Origin of the sequence: Bradyrhizobium sp. BRP23 (assembly GCF_020194135.1) — a bacterium.
Taxonomy (GTDB): domain Bacteria; phylum Pseudomonadota; class Alphaproteobacteria; order Rhizobiales; family Xanthobacteraceae; genus Bradyrhizobium; species Bradyrhizobium yuanmingense.
In genome coordinates, this window is record NZ_JADYVW010000029.1 from 20,311 (window position 1) to 44,220 (window position 23,910).

General features: G+C 66.6%; 25 protein-coding genes. 9 read left to right on the plus strand and 16 right to left on the minus strand.

Annotated elements, in window-relative coordinates:
- Positions 1 to 9: 9 nt before the first annotated feature.
- The 5 genes from I6F24_RS36500 to I6F24_RS36520 are packed head-to-tail and all read left to right on the plus strand — an operon-like array spanning position 10 to position 3,729.
- Positions 10 to 882, plus strand: coding sequence for a branched-chain amino acid ABC transporter permease (locus I6F24_RS36500; RefSeq protein WP_036023707.1), 873 nt, complete (start codon positions 10 to 12; stop codon positions 880 to 882).
- The gene (locus I6F24_RS36505) at positions 879 to 1,925 is read left to right on the plus strand and encodes a branched-chain amino acid ABC transporter permease (protein ID WP_225149398.1); all 1,047 of its coding nucleotides are present in this window, start codon (positions 879 to 881) and stop codon (positions 1,923 to 1,925) included. The genes I6F24_RS36500 and I6F24_RS36505 overlap by 4 nt, the downstream gene beginning before the upstream one ends.
- A complete protein-coding gene (locus I6F24_RS36510; protein ID WP_225149399.1) occupies positions 1,925 to 2,707 on the plus strand; it encodes an ABC transporter ATP-binding protein in 783 nt (260 codons plus the stop codon). Before I6F24_RS36505 ends, I6F24_RS36510 begins: the two co-directional genes overlap by 1 nt.
- Positions 2,700 to 3,404: an ABC transporter ATP-binding protein gene (locus tag I6F24_RS36515; RefSeq protein WP_225149400.1), complete on the plus strand. Its 705-nt coding sequence runs from the start codon at positions 2,700 to 2,702 to the stop codon at positions 3,402 to 3,404. Before I6F24_RS36510 ends, I6F24_RS36515 begins: the two co-directional genes overlap by 8 nt.
- Positions 3,376 to 3,729, plus strand: a complete 354-nt coding sequence (locus tag I6F24_RS36520) for a Rieske (2Fe-2S) protein (RefSeq protein WP_225149401.1) — start codon at positions 3,376 to 3,378, stop codon at positions 3,727 to 3,729. The genes I6F24_RS36515 and I6F24_RS36520 overlap by 29 nt, the downstream gene beginning before the upstream one ends.
- Positions 3,730 to 3,853: 124 nt before the next feature.
- Here the strand turns inward: I6F24_RS36520 and I6F24_RS36525 are convergent, their stop codons facing one another.
- The 3 genes from I6F24_RS36525 to I6F24_RS36535 are packed head-to-tail and all read right to left on the minus strand — an operon-like array spanning position 3,854 to position 7,279.
- A complete protein-coding gene (locus I6F24_RS36525; RefSeq protein WP_225149402.1) occupies positions 3,854 to 4,714 on the minus strand; it encodes an alpha/beta hydrolase in 861 nt (286 codons plus the stop codon).
- Between the two features lie 17 nt (positions 4,715 to 4,731).
- Positions 4,732 to 6,102: an amidase gene (locus I6F24_RS36530; protein WP_225149403.1), complete on the minus strand. Its 1,371-nt coding sequence runs from the start codon at positions 6,100 to 6,102 to the stop codon at positions 4,732 to 4,734.
- Positions 6,083 to 7,279, minus strand: a complete 1,197-nt coding sequence (locus tag I6F24_RS36535) for an MFS transporter (RefSeq protein ID WP_225145666.1) — start codon at positions 7,277 to 7,279, stop codon at positions 6,083 to 6,085. The genes I6F24_RS36530 and I6F24_RS36535 overlap by 20 nt, the downstream gene beginning before the upstream one ends.
- A gap of 26 nt (positions 7,280 to 7,305) precedes the next feature.
- Between I6F24_RS36535 and I6F24_RS36540 the strand changes: the two genes are divergently transcribed.
- Complete coding sequence (locus I6F24_RS36540) at positions 7,306 to 7,641, plus strand: hydroxyisourate hydrolase (protein ID WP_225149404.1); 336 nt, start codon at positions 7,306 to 7,308, stop codon at positions 7,639 to 7,641.
- Here I6F24_RS36540 and I6F24_RS36545 read toward each other — a convergent pair whose 3' ends face one another.
- From I6F24_RS36545 to I6F24_RS36560, 4 genes are read right to left on the minus strand one after another with little or no spacing between them, the layout of a single operon-like run.
- Positions 7,642 to 8,457 (minus strand): ABC transporter permease, encoded by an 816-nt coding sequence (locus I6F24_RS36545; protein ID WP_225149728.1) that lies wholly within the window; start codon positions 8,455 to 8,457, stop codon positions 7,642 to 7,644.
- Positions 8,457 to 9,320, minus strand: a complete 864-nt coding sequence (locus tag I6F24_RS36550; RefSeq protein ID WP_225149405.1) for an ABC transporter permease — start codon at positions 9,318 to 9,320, stop codon at positions 8,457 to 8,459. Before I6F24_RS36550 ends, I6F24_RS36545 begins: the two co-directional genes overlap by 1 nt.
- 18 nt (positions 9,321 to 9,338) lie before the next feature.
- On the minus strand, positions 9,339 to 10,385 hold the full coding sequence (locus I6F24_RS36555; RefSeq protein ID WP_036023723.1) for an ABC transporter substrate-binding protein: 1,047 nt from the start codon (positions 10,383 to 10,385) through the stop codon (positions 9,339 to 9,341).
- A gap of 30 nt (positions 10,386 to 10,415) precedes the next feature.
- Positions 10,416 to 11,510: an ABC transporter ATP-binding protein gene (locus tag I6F24_RS36560; RefSeq protein ID WP_225149406.1), complete on the minus strand. Its 1,095-nt coding sequence runs from the start codon at positions 11,508 to 11,510 to the stop codon at positions 10,416 to 10,418.
- Between the two features lie 88 nt (positions 11,511 to 11,598).
- Between I6F24_RS36560 and I6F24_RS36565 the strand changes: the two genes are divergently transcribed.
- The gene (locus I6F24_RS36565; RefSeq protein ID WP_225149407.1) at positions 11,599 to 12,987 is read left to right on the plus strand and encodes an amidase family protein; all 1,389 of its coding nucleotides are present in this window, start codon (positions 11,599 to 11,601) and stop codon (positions 12,985 to 12,987) included.
- On the opposite strand, the gene I6F24_RS36570 is transcribed toward I6F24_RS36565, so the two are convergent.
- Together I6F24_RS36570 and I6F24_RS36575 are read right to left on the minus strand one after the other, a co-directional pair.
- Complete coding sequence (locus tag I6F24_RS36570; RefSeq protein WP_225149408.1) at positions 12,988 to 13,737, minus strand: aspartate/glutamate racemase family protein; 750 nt, start codon at positions 13,735 to 13,737, stop codon at positions 12,988 to 12,990.
- 2 nt (positions 13,738 to 13,739) lie between these two features.
- Positions 13,740 to 14,450 carry a GntR family transcriptional regulator gene (locus I6F24_RS36575; RefSeq protein WP_225149409.1) on the minus strand — a complete coding sequence of 237 codons (711 nt, stop codon included), beginning with the start codon at positions 14,448 to 14,450 and terminating at the stop codon, positions 13,740 to 13,742.
- A gap of 202 nt (positions 14,451 to 14,652) precedes the next feature.
- Here I6F24_RS36575 and I6F24_RS36580 point away from each other — a divergent pair, with 202 nt between their 5' ends.
- Positions 14,653 to 15,393 carry an aspartate/glutamate racemase family protein gene (locus I6F24_RS36580; protein WP_225149410.1) on the plus strand — a complete coding sequence of 247 codons (741 nt, stop codon included), beginning with the start codon at positions 14,653 to 14,655 and terminating at the stop codon, positions 15,391 to 15,393.
- Positions 15,354 to 16,814, plus strand: coding sequence for a dihydropyrimidinase (gene hydA / locus I6F24_RS36585; RefSeq protein WP_225149411.1), 1,461 nt, complete (start codon positions 15,354 to 15,356; stop codon positions 16,812 to 16,814). The genes I6F24_RS36580 and hydA overlap by 40 nt, the downstream gene beginning before the upstream one ends.
- 27 nt (positions 16,815 to 16,841) lie before the next feature.
- On the opposite strand, the gene I6F24_RS36590 is transcribed toward hydA, so the two are convergent.
- The 7 genes from I6F24_RS36590 to I6F24_RS36620 are packed head-to-tail and all read right to left on the minus strand — an operon-like array spanning position 16,842 to position 23,855.
- A complete protein-coding gene (locus tag I6F24_RS36590) occupies positions 16,842 to 17,468 on the minus strand; it encodes an NAD(P)H-dependent oxidoreductase (RefSeq protein WP_036013316.1) in 627 nt (208 codons plus the stop codon).
- Between the two features lie 3 nt (positions 17,469 to 17,471).
- Positions 17,472 to 19,046 (minus strand): isochorismatase family protein, encoded by a 1,575-nt coding sequence (locus I6F24_RS36595; RefSeq protein WP_225149412.1) that lies wholly within the window; start codon positions 19,044 to 19,046, stop codon positions 17,472 to 17,474.
- A gap of 19 nt (positions 19,047 to 19,065) precedes the next feature.
- On the minus strand, positions 19,066 to 19,914 hold the full coding sequence (locus tag I6F24_RS36600) for an MBL fold metallo-hydrolase (RefSeq protein WP_036023756.1): 849 nt from the start codon (positions 19,912 to 19,914) through the stop codon (positions 19,066 to 19,068).
- A gap of 30 nt (positions 19,915 to 19,944) precedes the next feature.
- Positions 19,945 to 20,829 (minus strand): amidohydrolase family protein, encoded by an 885-nt coding sequence (locus I6F24_RS36605; protein WP_036023759.1) that lies wholly within the window; start codon positions 20,827 to 20,829, stop codon positions 19,945 to 19,947.
- Entirely contained in the window at positions 20,826 to 21,944 is a 1,119-nt protein-coding gene (locus I6F24_RS36610) for a VWA domain-containing protein (RefSeq protein WP_036023762.1), read from the minus strand. The genes I6F24_RS36605 and I6F24_RS36610 overlap by 4 nt, the downstream gene beginning before the upstream one ends.
- Positions 21,941 to 22,822, minus strand: a complete 882-nt coding sequence (locus tag I6F24_RS36615) for a MoxR family ATPase (RefSeq protein WP_036023765.1) — start codon at positions 22,820 to 22,822, stop codon at positions 21,941 to 21,943. Before I6F24_RS36615 ends, I6F24_RS36610 begins: the two co-directional genes overlap by 4 nt.
- Before the next feature lie 10 nt (positions 22,823 to 22,832).
- Positions 22,833 to 23,855, minus strand: coding sequence for a molybdopterin cofactor-binding domain-containing protein (locus I6F24_RS36620; protein ID WP_036023767.1), 1,023 nt, complete (start codon positions 23,853 to 23,855; stop codon positions 22,833 to 22,835).
- Positions 23,856 to 23,910 lie beyond the last annotated feature (55 nt).

The window sequence follows — 23,910 nt, forward strand, 5'->3', positions numbered from 1 at the left end:
GGAACGGCCTTGAGCGAATTCCTCCAGCATTTGATCAACATGCTCGTGCTCGGCGGCACCTATGCGCTGCTGGGTATCGGGCTGACCTTGATCTTCGGCATCATGAACGTCGTGAACTTCACGCATGGCGTGCTCTACACGTTCGGCGCCTACATCATGTTCATCGTGGTGCAGCAGTTCGGGCTGAACTTCTTTCTCGCGCTACCCGTGGCCGTGCTGGCCGGATGGCTGCTGGGTGCGGCCATCGAATTGACCTTGCTGCGTCCGCTGCGCGGCTCCGACATCGACACCACCATGCTGGTGATGATCGGCGCCTGGATCGCGATGCAGTCGGGCACGCTGTGGATCTGGGGCGGCGTCGCGAAATCCGTGGCGACGCCATTCCCGGAGGCGCCGCTGGTGCTGGGGCCGGTCTCCGTCTCCTGGCTGCGCCTGTTCGTGCTCGCCGCTGCGGCCATGTTGATCCTTGTGACGTATCTGCTCATCAACAAGACCAGCCTCGGCCGCGCGATGCGGGCGACGTTCCAGGACCATGACACGGCGTCGCTGATGGGCGTGAACGTCGACATGATCTACACCTCGACCTTCGCGATCGGCTCTAGCCTCGCCGCCGCCGCCGGCGCGCTGCTCGGGCCGGTCTACGTGATCTTTCCGCAGATGGGCGATCTCGCCGCGGTCAAGGCTTTCGCCATCGTCATCCTCGGCGGCCTCGGCAACATCACGGGCGCGGTGATCGGCGGCTTCATCCTTGCGCTGGCCGAGGAGCTCGGCGCCGGCTACGTCTCGTCAGGCTACCGCGATGCCATGGGCTTTCTCATCATCATCGCGGTGCTGATCTTCCGGCCGACCGGCCTGTTCGCCCGCGCGGAGCGCGTCGGATGAAGGCGATCGTCACCATTCTCGCCGTCGCGGCGCTTGCCTCGGTGCCGCTCTGGCTGCGCGATCCCTATCTGCTCAACGCGCTGATCACGACCGGCATCTTCGTCATCGGCGCGATGAGTCTCAATCTGCTGCTCGGCTTCACCGGCCAGCTCAGCCTCGGTCATATCGCCTTCTTCGGCATCGGCGCCTATGTCAGCGCGCTGACGTCGCTTGGTTTCGACATCGGCCTGCCCGGCGGCTTTCGGCTGGTTCACACGCCCTGGCCGCCGATCATAGGCTTCGTGCTGGCGATCCTGATTGCAGGATTGTGCGGCTATTTCGTCGGTCTGTTGTCGTTCCGCGTCCGCGGCGCCTATTTCGTCATTGTGACGATCTCCTTTGCCGAGGTGGTCCGGCTGGTCGCGCTGAACTGGGTCGAGCTGACGCAGGGTCCATTGGCGCTGACCAATATTCCGTCCGTCGCGTTGCCCTTGCCCGGCTTTGGCGAACTGACGCTGCGCACGAAATTCCACAACTATTATCTCGTCCTGGTCGTTGCGCTCATCGCCTATCTCCTGATCGCACGCCTCGTTCATTCCCATTTCGGCCGCTCCATGCGTGGCCTGATGGAGAACGAAACGCTCGCCGTCTCGGTCGGCATCGACGTGACCAGGACGCTGACGATTGCTGCGGTGATCTCCGCCGCGATCGCCGGCGCGGCCGGAAGTCTCTATGCACACTACATCCGGATCATCGACCCTGAAGTCTTCGCCTTCATCAACACCGTCACCATGGTGATCATGGTCATCAGCGGCGGCAAGGGCTCGCTGGCGGGTCCCGTCGTCGGCGGCCTGATCTTCGGTCTTTTGCCGGTCGCGCTGCGGCCTGTGATGGCGCCGGAAGCGCAGTGGATCGCCTATGGCGGTGTGCTGATCGCCATCCTGTTCGTGTTGCCGCGCGGCATCGTGCCGTCGCTGGCGCAGCGGTTGACCCGGCGACGGAGCGGGACGACGGCGCTGGCGCCGGTCGCGCTCAGTGAAACCGGCGCCAAGGAGCCGGCGTGATGACGGCGCGCAGCATCGCCATGACCATCGATCAGGTCGCCGTCCGCTTCGGCGGCCTCGTCGCGATCTCCGACATGAGCTTTGAGGTCGGCGAGGGCGAGATCGTCAGCCTGATCGGGCCGAACGGCGCCGGCAAGACCACCGCCTTCAACGTCATGACCGGTTTCCTGACGCCGAGCGCGGGCCGGGTGACCTATCGCAACACTGCACTTGCCGGATTGAAGCCACATGAGATCGCCGATCTCGGCCTGATCCGCACCTTCCAGCGCACCAGCGTATTCCCGAACGACACCGTCTATGACAACCTCCTGATCGGCCTGCACCGGCAGGGCCGGGTCCGGCTGCTCGACGCCATCCTCGGCCTGCCAGGCGCCCGCGCCTCGGAGCGCAAGCTGCGGCAGCGCGCGAGCGAGCTGCTCGAATGGGTCGGGCTCGAACGCCGCGCCCACGATGCGGCGGGCTCGCTCTCCTACGGCGAGCAGCGCTTGGTCGGTGTCGCGCTGGCGCTGGCGGCGGAGCCGTCGATGCTGCTGCTCGACGAGCCCGTCTCCGGTATGAACGCCTCGGAGACGCACCGTTTCGTCGAGCTGATCCGCAGCATCCGCGACCGCGGCATCACGATTTTGCTGGTCGAGCACGACATGCCGATGGTGATGACCGTCTCGGACCGTATCGTGGTGCTCAACTATGGCCGCATCATCGCCGAAGGGACGCCCGATGTGATCCGCAACGATCCTGTTGTCATCGAAGCCTATCTTGGACATGGAGCAGGACGTGCTTGAGATACGCGACATGGTCTGCGGCTACGGTGGCGTCACCGCGCTGCGCGGCATCTCGCTCGACGTGAAGGCCGGCCAGCTGGTCGCCCTGATCGGAGCCAACGGCGCCGGCAAGAGCACGACGCTGCGCGCGATCTCCGGCCTGGTGGCGCCGCGCTCGGGCCAGATGAAGTTTGAGGGCATCGACATCACCGGCGCGAAGCCGCCGCGCGTGCTGGCGGGCGGCATTGCGCATTGCCCGGAAGGGCGGCGCGTGTTTCCGCATATGAGCGTCGAGGAAAATCTCGATATGGGCGCTTACCTCCGGCGTCGTTCGGGCGAGATCGCGGCCGACCGCGACCGTATCTACTCGGAATTCCCGCGGCTCGCCGAGCGGCGCCGGCAGGCGGCGGGCACGCTGTCGGGCGGCGAGCAGCAGATGCTTGCGATCGGCCGCGCGCTGATGTCGCGGCCGCGCCTGATCATGTTCGACGAGCCGTCGCTCGGGCTCGCCCCCAATATCGTCGAGCGCACCTTTGCGATCATCCGCGGCATTCGCGATGCCGGCACCACGGTGCTGCTGGTCGAGCAGAACGCCTTCGCTGCGCTCGAGATGTGCGACCACGCCTATCTGCTCGAGAACGGCCGCATCGTGCTATCGGGCGCCGGCAGCGAGCTGATCGCGAACGAGCATGTGCGCAAGGCCTATCTCGGTGGGTGACGACGCCGGGTGGATTGCCGTCTGCGATCTCGACCGGTTGAAGGCGGAGACGATCGTCCGCGTCGCCGGGCGCGACCTGCTCGTGATCTGGAACGAGGGCGACGTCGTCGCCTGCGAACGTGCATGCCCGCACGAGCAGGCGGATCTGGCCTTGGGGCGGGTGAGCACGGGGCGGCTGTATTGCCCGCGTCACGCGGCGTCGTTCGATTTGCGCGATGGGGCAATTAGTGCGGGATGGCCGAGCCGGCCGCTGCGGCTTTATCCGGTGCGGATCACGGGCGAGCGAATCTCGATTGAGATGCAGGAGCGGCAGCCGGGGCGATGATCACATCATGCCCCTGTTTTGCCCGACGAGTCAAAGCGGCAATGGCGGTCTCGATCGACCCTCAAACAATTCGCCTTTGCAAACAACGACATCGCTACTGTGCATGGGGTTGTTTTTCGCACTTTTAGTCCAGCAGCCGCCGCGCGGCCTCCACCAGGACTCCGTCCGGGCGGCGCAGAGCCTCGAGAATGGTGAAATGGTCGGCGCCTTCGACCGAGATGAGCTTGCCCGGCGCTCCCGCAGCCACGCGCCTGTCGTAGAGATTGATGGAATCGCAGACGAGCGCCGGCAGCTCGCTGCTGCCATAGGCGATGTCGAGGCGCTTCTGGGTGACGGGCAGGCGCAGTGGCGACAGCGTGGCGATCTCCGCGTCCGTCAGCTTCAGCGCCTCGTTCAGCCCCGTATCGCGGATCGGCGCGAGATCGTAGACGCCCGAGAGCGCGAGCCCCGCATGGACACGCGGATGATCCAGCGCCATGGCGACGAGATGGGCGCCAGCGGACCAGCCCGACAGCACGAGGGGCCCGGCAATTCCATAGGACGCGCCGTGCGCCGCGAGCCAGTCGAGCGCGCGCGGGATCTCGGCGACGATGTCGGTGAGGGACACCTCGGGCGCCAGCGAATAGCCGGGAATCGCAACCGACCAGCCATGCGCGGCGACGCCTTCGACCAGCATGGCGAACAGCTCGCGCGAGTTGCGCTGCCAGTAGCCGCCGTGCAGGAACACCAGGCAGGGCGCATCAGGCTTTGCGGCCGGGTAGAGGTCGATCTTGTTATTCGCCCGCTCGCCGTAGGGCAGGTCGAGATGGGACCTGAGCGTGCCCCGCAGCCGGCTTGAGGCTTCGTTGCGCTCGGCGATCAGGGCGGGGCTGTTCTTGACCGCCGCGTTGTTGTCATAGGCGGCACTGCGTTCCGCCCGAGACAGCTCGGACCACCGGTCGCGGGGGTCGAGCGGTCGAATTGTCGAATGAGCGTTCTCAACCATGGGAGTCTCCGTTTGCGTCAGGCACTGCGCAAGATCGCTTCGATCTCTTGCGCTGCTGCGAGGAGCGAGCGGTCTTGCCCGCGCGCCGCGATGATCTGAAGGCCGAAGGGAAGCCCGCGCCGATCCGTTCCGCACGGAATCGAGATCGCCGGCAGGCGGGCGTGATTGACGAAGGGCGTGAACACCGCGTGGGCCCGCGGGCTTGCGGGTTTTCCGCCGATCATATCAGGGCCGAGCTGCGTCAGCGGCCAGGCGACGCAGGGGACGGTCGGCGTCAGCAGCAGGTCGACGTCCGTGAAGAAGGCTGCGAAGGCATTGGCGATCGCGGTGCTGGCGAGCAGCGCCGCTGCAACGTCCGCACCCGACCAGGACAGACCTCGCTCGATCTGCTTGGCGATGTCAGGATCGAAGACAGTCGGATCGTTGCGAAAGCGTTCGCCGTGGAGTGCCGCGAGCCCCGCATGCTGCAGCGGCATGATCGCATCCTCCGTGGCGCCTGCCGGCCAGGCGGGATCGCGTTGTGTAATGTGCAAACCTGCGGCGCAAAGCCGGCCAACGGCGGCGCCGAGGCCATTCGCGACGACGTCGTCGATCGCGACGTCGAGCCCAAGGCGCGGCGAGAACGCGATGCGCTGACCGCCGACGTCTTTGGCCTCCTGCGCAACGACGACAGACTCCGGATCGCGCGGATCCGCGCCGACCATGGCTTCAAACGCCAGCGCCATGTCCGTCGCATCGGATGCGATCGGCGCGATGACGGAGAGGCCGAAGAAGGGCTCGGCGAAGCCCGGCCCATAGGGGATCGCGCCATAGGACGGCTTGAAGCCCGCGACCCCGACATGAGCCGGCGGCCTGCGGCTGGAGCCGCCCGCATCGGTGCCGATCGCGAGCGGCACCAGGCCGGCCGCAACCGCTGCGGCCGGGCCGCCCGATGAACCGCCTGGCGTCAGCGCGGGATCGAGCGGATGCCGCGTCGGCCCGTACAGCTGTGAGGTGGTGACGCCCTTGCAGGCGAACTCGGAGGTCGCGCCGATGCCGACGACGACGGCACCGGCCTTGCGCAGCCGCTCGACCGCGATGGCATCGCGCGGCGCGATGAAATGGTGGAACAAGCGCGAGCCCTGCGTCACGCGCCAGCCGCCGACCCAGATGTTGTCCTTGACGATGACAGGCACGCCGGCGAGCGGCATGGTCTCGCCGGCGCGCACGCGGTCATCGACCGCCGCAGCATCGGCCAGCGTGCGCACGGGATCGATCGTGACGACCGCGTTCAAGGCCCTGGCGGCCTCGATGCGGCCGAGCGCGGCTTTCGCGGTCTCGACGGCATTGGTCCGCCCGGCGCTGACGTCGGCAACGGTCTCGCGCGCGCTATTTGTCCGCGTTGTCATGGCCTCCCCAGATCAACGCCAATGTACCGCCAAGGGCAAGGCACGCCAGGGCGAAGAAGGCCATGCCGAGGCTGGCCACGCGATCCAGGATCGACACCAGCGCGGGCGCGGCAAGGAGACCGGCATAGGACGCGGTCAGCACCGCGCCGGTGGTCTCGCCGATCCGGTCCTGCGGGGCGAGGCGGGCGATCTCGGCGACGAAGACGCCGTTCCAGCCCGACGCCGTCAGGCCGAACAATGCGGCAATGATGAATTGTCCGCTGCGGCCGAGCGAAGCGCCATTCAGGCCGAGCAGCGCGGCGCAGAAGGCCATGCCGAGGCCGATGACGACGAGGACGGCGCGCGAGGCATCGAGCCGCATGGCGACATAGCCCCAGCCGAGACGGCCGATCAGGCCGCCGGCTTGCGCGCAGGCGAGCGCCATGCCGGATTCGATATGGCTGAGGCCGAGCTCGCGTGTGCCGAGCGTGACGAAGACCGTGTTGAGCGACACCTGCATCGCGCTGAACGGCATCGAGGCCAGCGCCAGCATCGCGATCCGCCGGTCCGCGATCACCAGCGCCACCCGCGCGCGGAGATCGAGCTTCGGCGGCGGGGCGACCTTGCCGGCATAGGCCGGCCGCAACCGTTCGAACAGCGCGATCGCCAGTAGCGCCAAGGCAGCAACGGCCGCATAGCACCAGACCGGTCCGAACACGATGGCGATCGCGGGCAGGGCCAGCGAGCCGCAAACGGCGCCGATCTGGTTGCCGGTCTGGCGCACCGAGAACACGAAGGCGCGCCGCTCGGCAGTGACGAGCCGCGCCAGCAGCGCCGCGCTCGCCGGCGTCTCCGGTCCCATGGCGAGGCCGATGCAGAGGCCCGCGGCCAGCAGGGCGGCGCTCGTTCCGAACGAAGCCAGCGCCATGCCGACGACGACGGCCGCCGCGCACAGGCTCGCGATCCGCAGCGAGCCCAGGCGCGCGATGAAGCTGCCGCCCCAGAACGAGGCGGGGATGCCGACCGCGAACACGGCGGCGGAGAACATCGAGAGCTGCCAGACCTCGATATGGGCTCGCGGGGCGACCACGCCGGGCGCGAACAAGGCCAGCGCGACCAGGGCCTGCAGCGCGGTCATCGCGCCCAGGGCCGGCAGCAGCGCGGGCGCTGGCCGAGCGGCCGTGTTTCCGTCTACCATGGCAACGTGCTCATGGGAGGAACATTGTGGCAGGCGGTATTTCCATTCACGCGGTCGATGTGGCGAGCGGGCGCCCGGCGCAGGGGCTGCGCGTCGAGATCTGGCGGATCGATCCGGATTCCCAGCGCATCGCCGGCGGGCGGCTCGGCGCCAACGGCGTGCTCGATCATGCCGTTGCGCAAGGTGCCGGTGTGACGGAGGGCGCGTACGAGGTGCTGTTTCATCTCGGCGAATTCTTTGGCGAGCGCGACGGCTTCCTCACCGTGACGCCGTTCCGCTTTCGCATCAAGAACGTTGACGAGCATTTTCATCTGCCGTTGAAATTCACGCGCTGGGGCTATTCGCTGTTCCGCGGCGCCTGATCAGTTCGTCAGCCGCCGCGACAGGCCGGTGACGCGCTCCATGACCGCGACCAGCGCGACGGTGGCGATAATCAGCACGCCCGAGAGGGCGGCGATGGTGACGTCCAGCTTGCCTTCGAGATCCTGCCACATCCGGATCGGCAGCATGTCGGTGGCGGCATCGCGCAGGAACAGCGACACCGGTACGTTGTCGAAGGACGACATGAAGGCGATGAAGGCGCCGGCGATGATGCCGGGCCGGATCAGCGGCAGCACGATGCGGCGGAACGTGTAGAGGCGGCTCGCGCCGAGCACGGCCGAGCTTTCGAGCAGGGTCGGCTCGAGCTGGGCCAGCGCTGCGACCGTGTTGCGCACGACATAGGGCACGCAGACCACGGTGTGGCCGATCACCAGCGTCAGCGGCGACACCGGCAGGCCGACCAGCGAGAACAGCATCAGGGCGGCAAGGCCGAAGGCGAGCGCGGGCAGCACCAGGGGCGACATGAAGAGCGAATCGAGCAGCCGCGCCGACAGTGTCCGCGAGCGCGAGATCGCGAGCGCCGCGGCGACGCCGAGGGTAACGGACAGGCCGGTCGCCCATAGCGCAACGATCAGGCTGTTCTTGGCGGCGAAGTGCAGCTGCCAGGCATTCCACAGCTCAACGTACCAGCGCAGCGAATAGCCCGGTGGCGGGAAGCGCAGCGAGAAGCCGCTGGTAAAGGAGACGATCAGCACCACGAGCGAGGGGGCAATGATGATGAGAAGCGCGATCACCGCGATCACGGTCATGACGAGCTCGAAGCTGATCGCCTCGAGCGTGCGCTTGCGGCCGCTCATCATGCGCCTCCATAGCCGCGCGACATGCGGCCGAGCGCGGTGAAGACCGAGACGACCGCGAGCACGGCGAGCAGGAAGATGATCGAGATCGCCGCCGCAAACGGCCAGTTCTGCAGCGTCGAGGCCTGCTGGTAGAGATACATCGGCATGAACAGCATCTGCCCGCCGCCGATCAGCGACTGGGTGATGAAGGCGGTGATCGCGGCGGCATAGGTCAGCGTGCAGCCGGCGATGACCCCCGGCAACGACAGCGGCAGCATGATCCGGAAGAAGGTGCGCCAGCTTCCCGCGCCGAGCGAGCAGGAGGCATCGTCGAGATTGGGATCGATGCGGCTGAGCGCGGTGATCAGCGGCAGCGTCATCAAGGGCATCTGCACCTGTGCCAGCGCGATCACCACGCCGAACTGGGTGTAGAGCAGCTTTAGCGGGGTATCGATCAAGCCGAGCGATTGCAGCGTCGCGTTGATGATGCCCTGGCGCCCCAGGATGACGATCCAGGCGAAGGTCCGGACCACGACGCTGGTCAGAAGCGGCAGCAGCACGATCAGGATGATGACGGTCTGAAGCTTTGGCCCGACCCGCTGATAAAGCCAGGCGATGGGAAAGCCGAGCACGAGGCAGACGGCCGTCACCTCAGCGCCCAGCAGCAGCGTCGAGCCGAGCACGCCGAGGCTGAAGGGATCGGTGAGGAAGTGCAGGTACTGGCCGAGCCCCCAATGGAGCCCGGCCGTGTCGTTGTGCAGCGAGAGCCAGAACAATTGCAGCAGCGGCGCGACGAAGAAGACCAGGAAGAACAGCGCCAGCGGCGCTGCCAATCCCATTCCGTAGGACGTCACGTCCCGTGCTGCCGGCGCTGCGCCCATGGCTTAAACCTCGAGGTTTTAGATCTTGATCTCGCGGTTGAAGCGTTCGATCCAGGCCGAGCGCTGCTCGTTGATCTTCTTCCAGTCCTGGAACACGAACTTCTTCTTCAGCTCGGCGGTGTCCTTGGCCAGAACGCGCGCGATCTCGCCGCCCATCATCACTTTGGAATTCGTCGGGACGATCAGGTAGGGCGGGTTCATCAGCGTGGTCTGCACCTCCGGCGTCAGGGCCGCCTCGATCAGCTTGAAGGCGAGCTCGCGGTTCGGTGAGTTCTTGACGATGTGAATCGTGGTCTTGAAGGCGATGGCGCCTTCCTTCGGCGCCACGAACTCGACCGGCACGCCGCGCGCTTTCAGGATCTGGATGGCGTTGAAATTGCCGGGCGAGATGTCGATCTGGCCCTGCTGGAACAGGGTCGCGAGCGCGCCGGGATTGGCGGCGACCGCGGCGAGATTGGGCTTGAGCTCCTCCAGTGCCTTGAAGCCCGGATCGACATTGGCCTCCGAGCCGCCGCGCATCTTGGCGATCTCGACCAGCCAGCCGGTGCCGAGTGTCGAGTTGAGGTTGGTGATGCCGACGCGGCCCTTGAATTCCGGCTTCCAGAGATCGGCCCATGACGTTGGCGGCGTCTTGACCGCTTCCGGATTGTAGGTGAGGCCGACGACCTGGAAGAACGGGGCGGGGCCCATCGGTTCCTGTGCCTCGGCGATCAGGTCCTTGTAGTAGGCGCTCTTCTCGACCGGATAAGGCTCGACCAGATCCTGGCCGACGGCGACGAGGGCAGGACCCGGGTCGTGCAGCATGACGTCGATCGGCGGATTTGCTTTCGCCGCGTTGACCTTGGCGATCTGGTCGACAGAGAGCATGGGATCGAGCACCATCGCGGCGTCCGCATTGGCTTTGCGGAACGCCGGCACCAGCACGGCCTTGTGCGCTTCCTCCCAGCTGCCGGTGAAGGTCGCAAACACCAGCGGACGCGCCTGGGCGTAGCTCAGGCCTGGAAACGCCTTCATGGCCCCGAGCGTGAGCGCCGTGGTCAGCAGGCTTCTGCGATTCATGATCATATCAAACTCCCCTCTGGACAAAGACTGGATCTAAAGCGTTGCGGGAAAGGCGTTGGCGAGCGATGGGGCGAGCGGTGCGAGGCGCACCGCAGCGCCGCTCTCCAGGGCGCGCGTCTCGCCGATGCGCGCCTGAGAAACCTTGACGCCGGAGCCATCGGCCGTGGTGACCTCGTGCACGACGGTGGCGCCCAGCGGCAGCGACATGCCAACGACGCCGGCAAAGCCGGTCTCGTCGCCGACGAATTGCAGATGCTCGGGGCGGATGCAGACGGTGACGCGGCCGCCCTCGCTGAGCGCACCGCCCGCGGGACGCGCGATGATCTCCGCGCCGGCATCGAGGCGCACCTTCGCTGCCGTGCGGTCCGCTGAGACCACGATGCCGGGCATGCGGTTGGTGGAGCCAACGAAGGTGTTGACGAACAGCGTCTGCGGACGATCGTAGACGTCCGATGGCGAGCCGAACTGCTCGAGCTTGCCATGGCTCAGCACCGCAACACGATCGGCCATCGACAGCGCTTCTTCCTGGTCGTGCGTCACGATCAGCGTGGTGATGCCGGAAACGCGCTGCAGCCGCTTGACCTCGATCTGCATGTCCAGCCGCAGATTCTTGTCGAGCGCGGCGAAGGGCTCGTCGAGCAGCAGGATCGACGGCTTGATCGCGAGCGCGCGGGCGAGCGCAACGCGCTGCTGCTGGCCCCCGGAGAGCTGCCGCGGCAGCCGCTCGGCCATAGCAGGCAGCTGCACCAGCTCCAGCAGGCGCTGCGCCTCGCGCTGACGTGAGGCCTTGTCGATGCCGCGGGCGGCGAGGCCGTAGCCGACGTTCTCGCTGATCGACAGGTGCGGGAACAACGCGTAGTTCTGGAACACGATGCCGACGGCGCGTTTGTTCGGCGGCAGCGCATCGACGATGTCGTCGCCGATGATGATCCTCCCTTGCGTCTGCGCGATGAAGCCGGCGATGATGCGCAGCAGCGTTGTCTTGCCGCAGCCGGACGGGCCGAGCAGGGCGATGATCTCGCCGCCCTTGATGTCGAGATTGATGTTCTCGACCGCAAGCGCGCCACTCGGATACCGGTGGGTGACCGCATCGACGACGAGCGATCGGCCGCTTGGCGCATCAACCATGGTGTTGCCTCCCGTTGCCCCAGAGGAGAAAGCAAGTCTCGTGCCCGCGACTGTCGCTTTTCGCGGAGCGTTTTGGCATGGTGACCCCATGACATCGGATCGATCGATATGCGACCTCACGGCGACAGAGCTCGCGCGCGCCATTGCGAGGGGCGAAGTGTCCTCCCGCCAGGCCGTCGAAGCGCATCTGGCGCGGATTGCGAGCCTCGACAGCCGATTGGCGGCATTCGTGACGGTGGATGCGGATGGCGCCCGCCGTGCAGCGCAGATGTGCGATGCCGCCTCTGCGCCGATGGGCCCGCTGCACGGCGTGCCCATTGCGATCAAGGACCTCACTGACACTGCGGGACTTGCGACGACTTACGGATCCCTGCTGTTCGGCGATCACGTCCCGGCCGAGGATGATCTCGTCGTGGCGCGGCTGCGGCGTGCCGGCGCGATCATTCTGGGCAAAACCAACACGCCGGAGTTCGGCTTCGGCGCGGTCTGCACCAACAGATTGTGCGGGCCGACACGCAACCCCTTCGATCCGGCGCTGACCTCCGGCGGATCGTCCGGCGGCTCTGCCGTCGCGGTCGCATCCGGCATGGTGCCGCTGGCGCACGGCACCGATTTCGGCGGCTCGGTGCGCACGCCCGCCAGCTTCTGTGGTGTCGCCTCGATCCGGCCGACACCCGGCCGCATTGCATTGCCGCGCCGGCCGCTCGGCTGGGACATGCTGGCGACCCACGGCTTCCTCGCCCGCGGTGTCGATGATCTCGAACTCGCGTTGTCGGTCTGCGCCGGAAGCGATCCGCATGATCCGCTCTCGCTCGGCAGTACCGATGATGATCGACCAGTCCCCGACCGTGCCCGGATTGCGGTCACGCCCGATTTCGGTGTGGCGCCCGTTGCGCGCGAGGCTCGTGCCCGCTTCGCGGCGGCGTGCGAGGCGCTCGCGCGTGTCGCCGATGTCGTGCCGTCCTCGCCGGATTGCGGCGGGGCGATCGAAGCCTTCCGCACCTTGCGCGCCGCGCACATCGCCAACGCTTACGGCGAGTTGCTGAGAACGCGGCGTGCGGAGCTCACGCCGACCGTGATCTGGAATATCGAAGCCGGTGCAAACCTGTCCGTGCAGGACTACCTCGACGCCGAGCGGCGCCGCACCGCGATCTACCGCAGCTTTCGCCAGCTGTTCAATCGCGCCGACTTCCTGGTCGCGCCGGCCGCGTCCATCTTGCCCTGGCCGAATGAAATCGCCGACGTCACGGCCATCGATGGGGCCGCGCTGGAGACGCCGATCGACTATCTCGCCGTGACCTTCATCGTGTCGCTGGTCGGCTTCCCGGTGCTGACGCTGCCGGTGCCGTGCGGGGAGAATGAGCTGCCCTTCGGCATCCAGATCATCGCGCCGCCGGGATGCGAATCCCGCTTGTTTGCCTTCGGCCGCGTGCTCGAGAACGAACTGGGTTTTTCGCATCGCCGGCCGCCTCTCTGATCAGCTGTCGCGATGCTCGAGCCGCGCGGCGAGCGCATCGGCAAGGCCGATGGTCGGCTTGGCGGCGGGGCGGCGGAAGGTGCCGGCCACGGCCTTGTGCAAACGCAGCGCATGCAGCGCCTCGGCCTGCTTCACTGAAGCTATGACCTGATCGACCACGGGGACGGGGATCCGCTCGGCGACGCGCTCGGCAAAGCCCGAGAGCGGGGCGCCGGCAAAGATCAGCACATCGGCCTCGTCCTCGACGATGGCGCGCCGGGCGAGCTCGACCAGCATGTCTTCCTTCTCGGTGCCGACCTCGGAGATCGCCTGAAACGGCGTATCCAGCATGCGGATGCCGGCGCAGCGCTCCCACAGCCCATGGGCGCGGACGCATTCCTCGTACCAGGGCCCCAGCGCCTGCGCGAAGGTGACGATGGCAAAGCGGCGTCCGGCCATGCACGCGGTCAGCATCGCGGCTTCCGCCATGCCGATCACGGGAATGTCGAAGGTCTCGCGCGCGGCGAACAGGCCGGGATCGCCGAAGGCCGCGATGATCGCGGCGTCGACCTTTTTGTGCTGCTCGGCAAGCATCTCCAGCGCGATGGCGCCGCCGATCTGCGCTTCGGTGCGCGTGGCGATATAGGGCACGCCGCGGGTCGCGGTGCAGGGGATCAGCTCGGTGCCTTTTGAGGCGGCGCGCCGCCCGACGCCCAGCATCAGCTGCGTGACCTCGGTGCTGGTATTTGGGTTGAGCAGGAGCAGCTTCATGATCACGCCGCCGGCCGCTTGGCCTGAGAGGCGGCGAGAACTTCCAGCAGTGCCGTGCCGGTGCGCGCAACGTGCGCGCCGAGCAGGCGGCCGGCCGCTTCGCCGTCGCGCGCTTCGAGGGCGGCCAGGATGTCGGCGTGCTCGTCGACCGAATTGCTCCAGCGCCTGTCGGCACCGAGCGCGAGATAGCGCGCACGCTCGGCGCGGAAGATCAGCGTCTCGTGCGCCTCGCGGAGCGGGGTGTTGCGGGCCATGCGGACGATGGCGTTGTGGATTTCGCCGTTGATCGCGAAATAATCGTCGAGCTTGCCGCTGCGGTGATGACCCTCCATCCGGGTCTGCAGCGTGCGCAGGCGGACGAGATCGCGCTCGGTGGCGCGTTCCGCGGCGAGCTCGGCGGCGAGCCGCTCGATCCCGGCGAGCGCCTCGAACAATTCCGAGATGCCGTCGACCGCGATATCGGCAATGCGCGGGCTGCGGTTCGGACGCAGCTCGATCAAGCCCTCCGCCGCCAGCACCTTCATCGCCTCGCGCAAGGGCGTGCGCGACACGCCGAGCTCCTTCGACAGCTTGGTCTCCTGAGTCTGCGAGCCCGGCGGCAGCTCGCCGCGAATGATCATCGTCCGCATCCGCGCGGCGGCGCGCTCATGCAGGCCCATCCGCTTGAGCTTGGGCGACTTTCGTCCCGGGTTCAGTTCGGATTTCTGCTGCACGCGAGGCTTCCTGCTTGCAACTCATCCTAGCCACACCGAGCCGAACGCGATGCTCAAATAGGCGACGTATGTGGCGCAAAACAAATGCATATCGAACAAATTGTATGCAGTATGCAAATTGCGGGTTGCGCACAGCGCCGGGGATGCCGATGATCGTTTCGAGGGAGCCGGTGACCTTGGAGCAACGGAGCAATCGTGATCGATGTCAGCCATGCGCAAACGCCTTGGGATGATCACGCCGTCCTCCAACTCGGTGCTCGAGCCCGTCACCAGCGCCATGCTGGCCGGTGTCTCCGGCGTCACCGCGCATTTCTCTCGCTTCCGCGTCACCGAGATCGCACTCGATGCCGCCGCGCTGAGCCAGTTCGACGCATCCGTGATGCTTCCGGCCGCGGATTTGCTGGCCGATGCCAAGGTCGATGCGATCGCCTGGAACGGCACGTCCGCAAGCTGGCTCGGCATCGGCCGCGACCGCAGCCTATGCGAGGCGATCACGGCCCGCACAAATGTGCCGGCAACGACATCGACCCTGGCCTGCATCGATGCCGCCCGCGCGCTCGGCGCCAGGCAAGTCGGCCTGGTCTCGCCCTATACCGACGACGTGCAGCGGCGCATCGCAGAGGTCTGGGCCGGGGAGGGGATCACCCCGCATGCCGAGCGGCATCTCGGCTTGCGTGACAACTTTTCCTTCGGCGAGGTCACGCCGTCGACGATCACGGATATGATCCGCGCCGTAGCGGCGGAGGGGGCTGACGCGATCGTCATCCTCTGCACCAATCTCGATGGTGCGGCGCTTGCGGCTACGCTGGAGCGGGAGCTGGATATCGCCGTGCTCGATTCGGTCGCGGTGACGCTGTGGCGGACCCTCTGCCTCGCCGGCGGCGATGTGACGGCCCTTGCGCAATGGGGACGGATCTTCCAGACAATGCCAAATATCAGGTGACGGAGACATCAGTGACGCAGCTCGACCTCGCCATCCGCGGCGGCACCATCGTGACGGCCAGCGACGAGTTTCGCGCTGATATCGGAATTCGCGACGGCCGCATCGTCAGCATCGCCGATAGCATCGCGGGCGCAGCGCGCGAGATCGATGCGTCGGGCCTATTGGCGCTGCCGGGCGGCATCGACAGCCACGTCCATATTTCCCAGCCCTCGGGCCCCGACGTGGTGATGGCCGACGATTTTGCCTCGGCGACGCGCGCAGCCGCAGCCGGCGGCAACACCATGGTGCTGCCCTTCGCGCTGCAGGAGAAGGGCACCTCGCTGCGCAGCTGTGTCGAGAACTATCGCAAGCTCGCCGAAGGTGAGTGCTACATCGATACGGCCTTCCATCTCATCATCTCCGATCCGACTGCCGTGGTGCTCGGGCAGGAGCTGCCGGCGCTGGTCAAGGACGGCTACACCTCGTTCAAGGTGTTCATGACCTATGACGACCTCGTGCTCAGCGACAAGCAGCTGCTCGAAGTGTTCGAGGTCGCGCGCCGCGAGGAGGCGCTGGTCATGGTCCATTGCGAGGGCTACGACGCCATCCGTTTCCTGACCAGCAAGCTGGAGCGCGAAGGTCATATCGCGCCGTATTATCACGGCACCTCGCGGCCGCAGGCGGTCGAGCGCGAGGCGACGCACCGGGCCATCAGCCATGCCGAGGTGATCGGCGTTCCCATCATGATCGTGCACGTCTCCGGACGCGAGGCGATGGAGCAGGTACGCTGGGCGCAGCAGCGCGGTCTGCCCGTTCATGCCGAGACCTGCCCGCAATACATCACGCTGACGGCCGACGACATGAAGGGCCTCAACATGGACATTACGGGCGCGAAATACGTCTGCTCGCCGCCGCCGCGCGATGTCGAGAGCCAGGAGGCGATCTGGGAGGGCATTACGTCGGGCGTGTTCCAGACCTTCTCGTCCGATCACTGCCCGTTCCGCTACGATGATCCCAAGGGCAAGCTGACGCCGAACGCCCGTACCTCGTTCCGCTGGGTGCCGAACGGCATCCCCGGCGTCGAGACGCGGCTGCCGATCCTGTTCTCCGAAGGCGTCTCGAAGGGCCGCATCACCCTGCAGAAGTTCGTCGAGCTGACCGCGACCAACCACGCCCGCATCTACGGTCTCTATCCCCGGAAGGGCTCGATCGGCGTCGGCTTCGATGCCGACATCGTTCTCTGGGATCCCAAGTTGAAGAAGCCGATCCGGCAGGCCGATCTGCATCACGGCGCGGATTACACGCCCTGGGAAGGTTTCGAGGTTACGGGATGGCCGGTGACGACGATCGCGAGGGGAGAGGTGGTCTGCAGCGAGGGCCGGATCGTCGGCGCCAAAGGCGGAGGCCAGGTGCTGAGCCGGGGCAAGTCGAGCCTGATCTGATCCGGCTCGACTCGCCGCCAAAGCGCTTCAGAACGTCGCGGCCATTGCAGCGAGCCTTTGATGGGCCCGTTCGCGGGCAGCATCGATCGGCGCTTGCGGTCCCGTGGTTGGACCGATCAGCACGAAGCGGACATTGCTGATCCCGATGAAGCGCAGGATCTCCCGTAAGTAGGGCGTTGCCATGTCGATGCGGCCGCGGTTCATGCCGGTGGCAAAATCGCTGCCGCTGGCGATGATCACCAGCGTCGGCCGGTCCTTGAGCAGCGGTAGATATCCCTGCGACGGATCAAACCGAAAGGTGAGGCCGGGCTGGACGATGATGTCGAACCACTGCTTGAGCTTGTAGGGAAGGCCGAAGTTCCACATCGGGGTCGAGATCAGCACCCGGTCGGCGAGCGAGAAGCGCAGCGCCATTCGCTCGGCCTCGGCAAAGCTGTCGCGCTGCGCATCGGTGAAGGCCTGAGCCTTCATGCGGGCGTATTTGGCTTCGACGATCGGACCGGTGAATTCCGGCATCCGCTCACGCCAGATGTCCACGACATCAATGTCCCAATCCGGCCGGGCCTGGCGGAAGCCATCGAGAAAGACCCGCGCGCCGGCCGTCGATTCGGCCTCGGCGCGCGGCGAGCAGGACAAGTGCAGGAGCTTTGCCACAGCTCATCCCAGCGCTCGGATCACGGCGTCGGCTCTGGTCACGACCGCGACGTTCTGCATGGCAAAGTTGATCGAGGCGTTGTGCCAGTCGGCATTCATGGTCGAGCAGCAATCCTCGGGCACGATGATGAAATAGCCCTTGTCGGCGCCGGTCCGCGCCGTGTGCTCGATCGACATGTTGGTCCAGGCGCCGGTATTGATGATCATGTCGCGACCGGTCGCTTTCAGGATCGTCTCCAGCCGCGTGCCTTCCCAGGCGCTCATCCGCATCTTCTCGACCACGAAATCGCCGGGCCGTGGCTCGAGACCTGAAACGGGAGCCGCGCCCCAGCTTCCGCGCACCATCGCCTTGCTGTCGACGAGACCTTCGAACAGCGGAGCGTTCAGTGTGACGCCGGGCGCGCCGGGCTCGACCACGAACCAGACATGGATGATGGTGACGCCGCGGGCGCGTGCGGCTTCCGCCAGGCGCCGCACATTCTCCACGACATGCTGCTGCTTGGCATGACCCGGCGCGCCGGACTCGGAGAAAGCCCCGCCGTCCATGATGACGTCGTTCTGGAGATCCTGGATGATCATGGCGCAGCGTTGCGGATCGAGCCGCATCTCGCCTTCGCTCAGAATAGGCGCGGCTGGCGACGAGCTCGAGCTTGCTCCGCCACCAGTGCGCCTGCCGCTCATATAGGGCTCATGCCGCGGGCCGACCCGGGTCGGGATCGCATACACCGAGTGCGTCGAGGTGAGATAGAGCGTGCGGAAATCCGGCCCGCCCCAGGCGAGGTTGGCGACCAGCTCCGGCACGCGGACCTTGCCGAGCAGTTCGCCGCGCGGCGAATAGACCCAGACGCCGCCGGGGGCGGTGACCCAGACATTGCCGTGCTGATCGCATTTCATGCCGTCGGGCAAGCCAGGCTCGAGCTCGGACTTGATGCCGCTGGCGAACACGCGCGCATTGGACAGCGAGCCGTCGCTGTTGACGTCGAACACGCGGATCAGCGCTTGCACCGTGTCGTTGACATAAAGCAGCCTCTCGTCCGGCGAGAAGCATAGCCCGTTCGGCTGGTCGAACAGGCTGCGCTCGACCACGAGCTTCGGCTCGCCGCCCGGCACCACGCGATAGACGCCCTGGAAGCCGAGCTGGCGCGGCCGTTCGACGCCATAGACCGGCATGCGGCCATACCATGGATCGGAGAAATAGATCGCGCCGGATGAGTGCACGCAGACGTCGTTCGGGCTGTTGAGCTCCTGGCCGCCGAAATGCGAGGCCAGGACCTCACGCCGTCCGTCCGGGCGTTCGCGGATCAGCGACGAGGTTGCGTGCTCGCAGACGATCAAATTGAGCTCGGCGTCATAGGTCATGCCGTTGCATTTGTTCGACGGGCGTTTGACCTCGACGACGCCGCGCCGCGCATCCCAGCGCCGCCGCACGTCGGCCGGCATGTCCGAGAACAGCAGATAATGATCGACCGGATGCCAGATCGGCCCTTCCGTGAAGTCGAAGCCAGTGCCGATCTGTGCAACCGGCGCATAGGGGTCGATCAGGGTTTCGAACTCGCTTCGCAACGTCACATGCGTCATCGGTCGATCCTCGACAACGTCAAGCCGGGAACCAGTTGCGCTCGGGCAGCGACTGCACGATCGGGCCAGGGACTTGATCGTGCAGACGCCCCACGACATTGCCGCCTTCGATCTTGGCGGGACGGTCGTGGACCGGGAGCAGGTAGCGCGAGCTGCTCAGCAGCTTTTTGATCGCCGCCTTTTCCGCGCGCTTGGTGGTGCCATGGTTGCCGGTGGTACGCGGCTCCCAATCGTGGATCTCATGGAAGGGCGTGACGATCTGGTCGTTGAAGTCGTAGATCACGTCGCCGCAGATGGTGGCGATGCCGTCGGCGGTCTCGACGATGATGTTCATCGAGCCCTCGGTGTGCGCGTTGGCGGCATCGCAATAGACGCCGGGCATCAGCTCGATCGGCCCGGTGATCTCGAGGTCCAGGAAGCGCAGCGCGCTCTTGGTATGCAGCCGGTCGATCAGGTGCTTGATGTCTGGCGCGGGATATTGCGGATGCATCAGGCCGGAGACGGAATATTCGAGCTCCTTGCGGTTGAGCACGACGGTCGTGTTCATCGGAAACAGGTCGTCCTTGCCGGCATGGTCGATATGCAAATGCGTGTGGCAGACGAAGCGAACGTCGCCCATGCGAACGCCGTGGCGCGCGAGCTGGTTCTCGATCATGTTCTCATGATACTGGAGCCCGCGCATGCCCAGCGTCTCCATGATCTGGTTGGAGCGATAGCCGGTGTCGACGACAACAGGATATTTGCCACCGAGGATCAAAAAGCCGAGCGTGAGGACGCGGCGGGTGCGGCCGCAGTCGCGGCCGAGCACCAGGAAGCTCGATTCCAGCTCGATATCGCCGTAGTCCAGGATCTTGATCTCCAGCGCCATTCGTTTCCCTCCCGTCTCGTTTCTTGTCTGTCAAAGCCGATAGACGCGCGTCGCCGTCGTCCTGAAGATCGCATCCTGCTGCTCCGCACTGAACGGGGCGGCGGCGCCGCGAAAGGCTGCGACGAGCTCGCGATAACTGGTCCACAATTTCTCGATCGGAAAATTGGAGCCGAACAGGCAGCGCTCGGCGCCGAAGATCGCGACGGTATCGGTGAGCACGGCGGCGATATGCGCGGGATCGTTGCGATGGATGAAGGTGCCGAGCCCGGATAGTTTCGAGACCACGTTCGGACAACTCGCGAGCCGGGCCATCCCGGCGCGCCAGGCCGCCCGTCCAGCCGGCGAGAGATCCTCGAGCATGCCGGCATGCTGGAGGATGAAGGTCACGCCGGGACAGGATTCGGCCAGCTGCGCAGCATCCGGCATCTGCGGCGTGAACACCTGCAAATCGAAGCTCCAGCCGTAATCGGAAAGACGTGCGACATTGCGACGGATCGTCGGGTCGGCGCAGAGATCCGGACGCGCCGCGAAGCGATAGAGCGGGTTCTCGTGCCAATGCAGCTGCATGCGCACCCCGCGCAGCAGCGGATAACGCTTGAGGCGGTCGAGCTGCGGACGGACGTCCTCGGCCGCAAAATTGGCGTAAGCGACGATGCCGTGCGGCCAGCCATGCTCGTCGGAGGTGCGCTGCACCCAGGCGGTCTCCTCCTCGAAATGCTCGGGCGCCCAGTTGGTCTGCACATAGACGGAACGGGTGACGCTGCTGTCCTTGAGATCGTCGAGATATTCCTGGATCGGATAATCGCGCCGGATCGGCTCGTACGGTCCGAAGATGCGGGGCTGCATGGGGCCGGTCAGCCAGGGCAGGTCGGCCTGCCGCCAGATGTGATGATGGCCGTCGACAATATCGTTCACGCAGCTCTCCTTCCCAGTGCCAGGACGTGGGCGACGATCGAGGCGCTCGACCCGCCGTCCACGAGATCGTCGACGAAGCGTTCGATCGCGACCAGCGCTTCTGTCTGCGGACGGAACGCGGGGCCTGTCGCGAGCGGCGTCAGCCAGCTCAGCCGCCACGCCCGCCGCGACAGTTTCGCGACGGCGTCGCGGAGGGCGTCCGGCTCGCCGCGCTCGAGCCCGTCGGAGACGATGATCACAGCGGCGCCGCGGGCGTAGCCGCCGAACCGCGGGACCGCCAGGAACGCTTGCAGCGCGTCGCCGATCCGAGTGCCGCCGTCCCAGTCGCTGACCAGATGTGCCGCGGCGCTCAGCGCCTGCTCGCGCCGTTTCAGCCGCAGCGCGCGGGTGACACGGGTCAGACGCGTGCCGAAGGTGAAGACCTCGACATTGGGCGCGGCCTGCACCAGCGTATGCGCAAGCTTCATATTCTCCTCGGTGCGGCTTTTCATCGAGCCGGAGACGTCGATCAGCAGTAACACCTTGCGCGGCCGTTGCCGCCGTTTCATGTGGCCGAGCCGCAGGATCTCGCCGTCGCTGCGGACGCTGTCGCGCAAGGTGCGGCGGAGGTCGGCAAAGGGGCCGCGGCGCGCCCGCATGCGGCGGTGCCCGCGCCGCCGTGGCAGGCGCCGCGGCGCCTCGCGTGCCAGGCGTCGGAGGGCATCGGTCGTGGATAGCTGCACGAAGCGGCGCTCGACCAGCGCCTCAGTGCGCGATGCAGTCAGGCCGGACTCGTTGGCCTCGTCGGAGAGCAGGGGCTCCTCGTCGCCGCGACCTTCCTCCTGCAGACGGACGGTCTCGTCGTCCTCGCCGTCGTCGGCACGCTCGATCGCCTCGCTGCCGCGGAAATGCAGGTCGAACAGCCGATCGAAGGTGGCGCGGCGCTCGGGCGGAGGGGCTAGGGTGGCGAGCGCAGATTGCTTGATGTCCTCGAGCTTGCGCGGTCCGAGCAGCGCAATCGCCGCGAGGAACGCGGTGGTCTGCTCCGGCGCGACGGCGAAGCCGTTGGCGCGCAGCAGGGCGACGAAGGAAACAAAGGTGCGGGCAGCGCGCGGGAGCTGCGGCTCGATGCTCATGCGGTCGCCTCCGCGAGCATGGCATCGAGCCGCGGCGCGATGAAGTGCAGGTCCTCTTCGTCCTTCAGCGCGACGCCGATCGAGCGTTTGAAGGCATCAGGCCAGCGCGCGCCGCCCTTGTTGAGGAGGGTCGCGGCCTCGGCCCAGTCGACGGCTTCGGCGATCCCGGGGGCCTTGCTCAGCGGTTCGCGCCGCAATCTCTCGACGGCCGCGACGACGGCGCGGGCCGTGGCTTCGGCGACGCTGGAGGCGCGCATCATGATGATGCGTGCCTCGCGCTCCGCCGTCGGATAATCGATCCAGTGATAGACGCAGCGGCGGCGCAAGGCTTCGTGCAGATCGCGGGTCCGGTTCGAGGTGAGCACGACCACCGGCCGCTCGGCCGCGCGGACCGTGCCACGCTCGGGAATTGAGATCTGGAAGTCGGAGAGGAATTCGAGCAGGAAGGCCTCGAACTCCTGGTCGGCGCGGTCGATTTCATCGATCAGGAGCACGGTGGAATCAGGTGCGCGCAGCGCCGCCAGCATCGGCCGCTCGATCAAGAACGTCTCGCCATAGATGTCGATGCTCTCGTCGCCGGCCTGACGGATCGCCAGCATCTGGCGTGGATAGTTCCACTCATAGAGCGCGGCAGAGGCGTCGATGCCCTCGTAGCATTGCAGGCGGATCAGGCGGCGGCCGAGCACGGCGGCGATGGCTTTGGCGGCCTCCGTCTTGCCGACGCCGGGCGCGCCTTCGAGCAGCAGCGGCTTGCCGAGCGCGAGGCCGAGATAGGCGGCGGTCGCGAGCCCTTCGTCGGCGAGATAATAGGCCGCCCGCAGCGCCCGCTCCAGCGCCTCCGGGCTGTCGATGCCGACGATGTTGCTGCGAACCGCCACGGCCGATCCTCTAACGCCGCGCCTGCGGCCGCGCGCCGCCCTGCGCCTTGATCGCCCGCAGCACCTTTTCCGGCGTGATCGGCAGGTCGTCGATGCGAACGCCCACCGCGTTGAAGATCGCATTCGCCACCGCCGGCAGTACCGGATTGGCGCACATCTCGCCAGGGCCTTTTCCCCCGAACGGACCGTCAGGGGCGGGGCGCTCCAGCACGGCGATATCATGCGGACAGATGTCGCCGGGACCGGGCATCAGATATTCGACGAAGTCGCGGGGCCCGTGGACGGGATCGGGATAGTACGGCTCCGGCGTCTCGTAGAGGGCGTGGCTGACGCCCATCCAAGCGCCGCCGACCAGCTGCTGCTCGACGAGGCGCGGATTGAGCGCACGGCCGAGCTCGTAAGCCGAGTCCATCCGGACCATCGCGACCTCGCCGGTCTCATCGTCCACCTCGACCTCGGCGACAAGGCAGGCATGGGCATAGCAGGTCGCCGGCGACATCTCGCCGGTTTCAGGATCGACATCCGACAGCGGCACGAGAAAGATGCCGCGGCCCGAGATGGTCTTGCCCTGCTTGAACTGCGCAGCAATGGCCACGTCCTTTGTCGAGATCGAGCGGTGCGGGGCGCCCTTGACGTGGATGTTGCCGCGACCGTCGGTTTCGAGATCGGCGGCGTTGACCTCGAGCTCCTCGGCGGCGGCCTCCATCATCACGCCGCGCGCCTCGCGGGCTGCGGCCATCACGGCATTGCCGACGCGATGGGTGCCGCGCGAGGCGAACGAGCCCATGCAGTGCGGGCCGGTATCGGAATCCGCGGTGTCGACATAGACGTCCTCGACCGGCACGCCAAGCGTCTCCGCGCAGATCTGCCGCGTCACAGATTTCATGCCCTGGCCAAGGTCGATCGACGACAGCGCCACGGTGAACTTGCCGCTCGGGTTGGAATGCACCAGCGCCTGGCTCGGATCGCCGCCGAGATTCATGCCGATGGGGTAGTTGATCGACGCCATGCCGCGTCCACGATGCCGGGTCATCTCAGCGTCTCCTGGTGCCGAACACGGAGGAGAATCGGGTCGCGCCGTGCGATGG

Bases quoted from the DNA above. Each gene is read 5' to 3' on its own strand.
- I6F24_RS36505 (WP_225149398.1), top strand. From the start codon at position 879: ATGAAGGCGATCGTCACCATTCTCGCCGTCGCGGCGCTTGCCTCGGTG.
- I6F24_RS36510 (WP_225149399.1), top strand. From the start codon at position 1,925: ATGACGGCGCGCAGCATCGCCATGACCATCGATCAGGTCGCCGTCCGC.
- I6F24_RS36520 (WP_225149401.1), top strand. From the start codon at position 3,376: ATGTGCGCAAGGCCTATCTCGGTGGGTGACGACGCCGGGTGGATTGCC.
- I6F24_RS36525 (WP_225149402.1), bottom strand. From the start codon at position 4,714: ATGGTTGAGAACGCTCATTCGACAATTCGACCGCTCGACCCCCGCGAC.
- I6F24_RS36530 (WP_225149403.1), bottom strand. From the start codon at position 6,102: ATGACAACGCGGACAAATAGCGCGCGCGAGACCGTTGCCGACGTCAGC.
- I6F24_RS36535 (WP_225145666.1), bottom strand. From the start codon at position 7,279: ATGGTAGACGGAAACACGGCCGCTCGGCCAGCGCCCGCGCTGCTGCCG.
- I6F24_RS36545 (WP_225149728.1), bottom strand. From the start codon at position 8,457: ATGAGCGGCCGCAAGCGCACGCTCGAGGCGATCAGCTTCGAGCTCGTC.
- I6F24_RS36550 (WP_225149405.1), bottom strand. From the start codon at position 9,320: ATGGGCGCAGCGCCGGCAGCACGGGACGTGACGTCCTACGGAATGGGA.
- I6F24_RS36555 (WP_036023723.1), bottom strand. From the start codon at position 10,385: ATGATCATGAATCGCAGAAGCCTGCTGACCACGGCGCTCACGCTCGGG.
- I6F24_RS36560 (WP_225149406.1), bottom strand. From the start codon at position 11,510: ATGGTTGATGCGCCAAGCGGCCGATCGCTCGTCGTCGATGCGGTCACC.
- I6F24_RS36565 (WP_225149407.1), top strand. From the start codon at position 11,599: ATGACATCGGATCGATCGATATGCGACCTCACGGCGACAGAGCTCGCG.
- I6F24_RS36570 (WP_225149408.1), bottom strand. From the start codon at position 13,737: ATGAAGCTGCTCCTGCTCAACCCAAATACCAGCACCGAGGTCACGCAG.
- I6F24_RS36580 (WP_225149410.1), top strand. From the start codon at position 14,653: ATGTCAGCCATGCGCAAACGCCTTGGGATGATCACGCCGTCCTCCAAC.
- hydA (WP_225149411.1), top strand. From the start codon at position 15,354: ATGGGGACGGATCTTCCAGACAATGCCAAATATCAGGTGACGGAGACA.
- I6F24_RS36595 (WP_225149412.1), bottom strand. From the start codon at position 19,046: ATGACGCATGTGACGTTGCGAAGCGAGTTCGAAACCCTGATCGACCCC.
- I6F24_RS36600 (WP_036023756.1), bottom strand. From the start codon at position 19,914: ATGGCGCTGGAGATCAAGATCCTGGACTACGGCGATATCGAGCTGGAA.
- I6F24_RS36610 (WP_036023762.1), bottom strand. From the start codon at position 21,944: ATGAGCATCGAGCCGCAGCTCCCGCGCGCTGCCCGCACCTTTGTTTCC.
- I6F24_RS36620 (WP_036023767.1), bottom strand. From the start codon at position 23,855: ATGACCCGGCATCGTGGACGCGGCATGGCGTCGATCAACTACCCCATC.